2 protein-coding genes are annotated in these 4595 nt (G+C 66.8%); one reads left to right on the plus strand and one right to left on the minus strand.

Annotation, left to right across the window (positions count from 1 at the left end; genetic code table 11):
* Positions 1 to 268 (plus strand): hypothetical protein (locus tag JNB50_RS24750; RefSeq protein ID WP_374222288.1); only part of this gene is annotated, 268 nt, incomplete at its 5' end.
* On the opposite strand, the gene JNB50_RS25905 is transcribed toward JNB50_RS24750, so the two are convergent.
* A complete protein-coding gene (locus JNB50_RS25905; protein ID WP_208042737.1) occupies positions 202 to 4224 on the minus strand; it encodes an Ig-like domain-containing protein in 4023 nt (1340 codons plus the stop codon). The two genes, JNB50_RS24750 and JNB50_RS25905, sit on opposite strands and share 67 nt — an antisense overlap.
* Positions 4225 to 4595 lie beyond the last annotated feature (371 nt).

Below are 4595 nucleotides of genomic sequence, written 5' to 3' on the forward strand. Positions count from 1 at the left end.
CACCGTCCGCCAAGTCTTCGCCTGGACCAGCCGCTGGCACGCCGACGACGCCTCCCTCGAAGACATCCACCTCGCCCACACCGACCACACCCGCATCCGCCAACTCGTCCTCGACGGCGACGAACACGCCGCCGCCGAAGCCATGCGCACCCACATCCTCCGCAGCTGGCACGCCACCCGCGAACGCGCCTTTCCGAACGATCAGACGGGCTCGATGGCGAGGTCGTCATACGAGTACCCGGCTGTGCGCGAGTTCCAGACGACGTAGTCCAGCTTCGAGACGTTGGTCGCGGCTGTGTTCTGCATCGCGGCGGACGCCTGCGTCCACGTCCGGCCTGCGCCGGCCAGCTCGGTCACCTGCACGCTCGCGGTGTGCGCCGTGTAGTCCAGATCGAGCACGACCTCGTACCAGCGGTCGGCCTGCATATCGGCCGCGCTGACGAGCGTGTAGCTCTGCCCGAGCCGCACCGTGATCGCGCTGTCCACGATGACCGTGGCCGCGACCCTGCTGCTCGTGTCGCGCACATTGATGAAACTCTGCGGGTCGGAGACGCCGCTCTCCTTCCTCACCTGGTACGAGAGGCGCACGTGGCCGCCCACGCCGGCGGAGCTGTACGTCCTGGAGAGCGTGGTCGGAGAGGTGTCCGACGTGTTGCTCTTCCCGAGGTGGAGGCTCTTGTCGACCGAGGACGGGAATCCCGCGACCGTGAAGTAGCCGGAGCCGGAGGACGGGGACACGGAGTAGCCGGACACCCCGGCGATGGCGCCCGACGCGTAGCCGTCGAAGGTCTCGTAGACGCCGCCGGTGACCGGAGCGGTGACCGCCACGGATTTCGCGGGCCCGACATCCGCGGAGACCGGGCTGCTCCCGTCGGCGAGGGTCAGCGACGACAAGGCGACGGCCGACGCCGTGGCCGTGGCTTTCGCCTGGAGCGTGACCGCGAACAGGTCCAGCGGGTTGTATCCGCCCACGACGGCCCCCGAGCCCGAGAAGCTCAGGCCGATCGTGCCGCCCGCCACCGTGGGCGTGACGGTGAGGCCGGCGACGCGCGACTCCACGGAGGCGACGTCGAAGACAGCAGGGTCGTAGGAGACGGCCGCGGACGACAGGCTCAGCGACTTCCCCGGCAGGGTGTTCGGCGTCGCCGCGCCCACGACCGTGAGGGTCTGCCCGTTGACGACATGGGAAGCTCCGGCGAGGGCTGCGGTCGGGGCCTGGGCGGGCGGGTAGTCGGCCTCGCCCGGCAGACCAGCGTTGGTGGCGCTGAGGGTCATCTGGCCATCGCGGGCGTACACGCCGAAGTAGCCGTCGCCGGTGATCCTGTCGGCGCTCGTGTCGAGGAAGGTGAACACGTTCGCTCCGTCGACGTTGAGGACGAGCCGGACGCCGCCCGCCTCGTTCACGGCGCCGAACTGCACGAGATGCGTCTCGTGCCAGGGGATCGCCGTGTTGGGGTACGACGCGGCGCCGACGCTCGGCGACCCGGCGATCTCACCGAAGAACACCGTGCGCTGGCCCCCGGAGAAGCGATGGAGCTCGATCGAGTTCGACTTGATGCACAGCATGTACAGGCTGTTGTCGGCCGCCGTGAAGTCCTCATCGGGCTTCTGGGCGCGCAGGACCAGGGACGGCCATCCGCTGTTCGCGTCGATTTTGACGTTCGTCGAGAGCAGTTGGTCGCCGAACTTCTGGCCCGTGTACATCGCGTAGCCGTTTCCCGGGGTGTTGATGGCGAGGGAGTCCACACCGGGGACGACGCTCCCGGTCGGCAGCGCAGAGGTCCAGTTCTGCGGGTCGCGGATCGCCTTGTTCAGCGAGAGCGCCGGTAGCGAGAGGCTGCTGCTGTCGCTGAAGTCGACGACGTGGATGTCGACGCTCTGACTCAGGCTGGACCCGTTCAACGTCGTCGTGAAGGTGAGCGTCGACATGCCTGGGCTGAGCGTCGTCATCTGCCCGTTGACCACTGAGACGACCGAGGGATCGCTGGTCACGATCGAGACCGGGGTGTCGACGAGCGTCCGCCCGGCGACCGTCACCCCGCGGGGGATGAGCTGCCGCGCGTCGCCCGGCGGGAACGTCGCGCTCCCGGAGAGCACCTGTTTGACGTTCTCCTGCGAGTAGGCGACCTCGATGTGGTCCAGCGTGTCGTCCACGTAGACGTCGACCACCTTGCGCAGGAGGGCGCCGTTGAACGAGACGAAGACCGTGATGGCCGCGTGCCCGCTGCCGACCGCGGTCACACCGCCGGTGCTGCCGACGGTCGCGACCGAGGGGTCGGAGGATAGGTAGTGCACGACGGCCGAGGAGACGTCGATGGGCGCGTCCCGCCCTGTCTTCGCCTTCACGTCCAGTGTCTTCGTGCCGCCCGTCTGGAGATCGATCTCGCTGGGCATGTCCAGGATCTCCAGGGTCCCCGTCGCGAGGTCCTGGTAGGCGGGCTCGAGGCCGGCGGCGTCGGCGATCGCCTGACCCGCCGTCGGCCAGTTGGCGTCGGGATAGATGTGCTCGTTGGTCCGCACGTTGGTGTCACTGCCGGAGTTGTCGAGGAAGTTGCTGGTGGTGGTGTAGTTGTCGTCGAAGGTGACGTGGTTGGCCTTGACGTTCAGGAACCCCCACTCGACGCTGTTCACGTCGCCCCAGATCGGTACCTGCGCGAGGTCGACGACGTTCTGTTCGATCTGCCAGTAGTCGCTGGACTGGTCCATGTAGATCGTCGCGTAGCGTTCGTGCTGGTTCCTGATGTAGTTGCCCGAGATGATGTTCGGGGCAGCCGCGGTGCCTCCGGTCACGCCGAATGCGTAGATCGCGCCGCCGTCGAAGATGCCCTGGTTCATCAGGTCGTGGATGAAGTTGTCCTGCACTTTGACGTTCTTCGTGATCGTGACCGGTGCGTATGTGCTGCCGAAGAAGCTGATCCCCGCGTAGGGCACGTTGAAGATCTCGTTGTGCGAAATGTCGGCGTCCTCCGGGAAGGCGAAGTTCACGGCCGAGGAGGACAGATACTGCACGCCGATGTCGTGGATGTAATTGTCGAGCACGTCGTTGTTGCGTTGCACCGCACGCGTATCGCTCGGGTTGTAGATCGATGCGTCCTGTTTCGTCGACGGCCCCGCGTTGATGGCGGAGCCTGAGATGTCGAAGAATCGGTTGCCCTGGATGAGGGTGTCCTGGGCGCCGGTGAGCAGGTTGACGCCTGTCGCTCCGAGCCGGGTGAAGTCGTCCCGCTCGAAGGTGATGCCGTGTGCGTTCTGGAGCGTGACGGCGGCCGGGGGCATGGTCCCGTTGATGTTGTAGTTGTCGAAGTCGTCGAGCCAGCCCCCGCCGTCGGTCGGCTGCGTCCACGTCGTGTCGGCGAAGGTGATGCCCTCGAATCGGATGTCGCTCGCCGGAGTCGCGAGGTCGCTGCCTTGGACGGATACCAGCTTCTGCACCACAGGAGCCGTCACCACCGCCGTCGACATGTCCTCGCCGGGTCGCGGCTTGTAGTAGAGGGTGCCGGCGGTGTCGTCGAGGTACCACTCCCCCGGCTGATCGAGGAACTCGAGGGCGTTCTCGAGGTACGCGAGCTGGAGTCGCGACCGGTTCGTCAGAGTCGGCCACAGCGCGGGATTCAGCGTGATGCCGGCCTTGCCGGACTGTGTGGTGATGGACTGCACGCTGACGCTGGGAGCAGTCCAGGCGGCGTGGAACACCGCCTCGACCTTTTCGGGGTGCGCCAGGCTCGCGAGCGAGACGTCGTCGGTCGTGTACCCGGCGGTGGTCTTCACCGCGTTGGCCGGGGCGGCCTCGGTGCGGGCGCGGACGGCTCGGTCGCCGTTGACGAACAGCTGCCGGGTCTCGAGTCCGGTCGCGGACGCGGAATAGATCCCCGTGGCGGGGTTCAGCGTCCAGCCCGTGATCGTGCGGCCGCCGGAGATCACCGGCTTCTCACCGGGGAACGCCGAGTACACGACGGAGTGGCCGTTCGTCCCGGAGTCTGCGGCCCCCAGGCTCCAGGTGGAGCTCTGCGTGTAGGTGCCACCGCGCAGGTACACCATGATGTCCCCTGTCATGCCGGCGTTGATCGTCTGCACCGCCTGCTGCGCCCGTTGCACCGTGGCGAACGGGAGGGCTTGCGTGCCCGGGTTCGCGTCGTCGCCCGTCGGCGAGACGTAGAGCTCGGCCTGGACCGGCGGTGCACCGTCGGCTGCCGCGCGTTGCGCACCGACGAACGATGATGCCACCAACGTCACAATCAACGCTGTCGCCACTGCAGTCCACCGCGTTGTCCACCGCATCTGAGCTCCTTCGCTCCGCGCCCATCCTGGGCCGCCGTCGATTTGCGGCTTATATTATCTCATAGATGTCATGGGTGGAAGGAATAGTTCGACGCGATCGAGCCAAGCCGGACACCGGGAGAATACGAGGGTGTGAGAGGCTACATCGAGTCAGCGTCGAAGAAACGAGTTCAGGTTGAGCAACGAGCACCTCGAATCCAACGCCCCCGAGGCACTCCCCGATGGTCATCGGATCGCGCGGCCCGGCGGCCTCGTCCCCGTCGCGGTCAAAGTCCTCGTCACCCGCGTCGTCACCGGAGAATTCGACGACGACGAAT

Origin of the sequence: Leifsonia sp. TF02-11, assembly GCF_017565305.1 — a bacterium.
Lineage (GTDB): Bacteria > Actinomycetota > Actinomycetes > Actinomycetales > Microbacteriaceae > Leifsonia.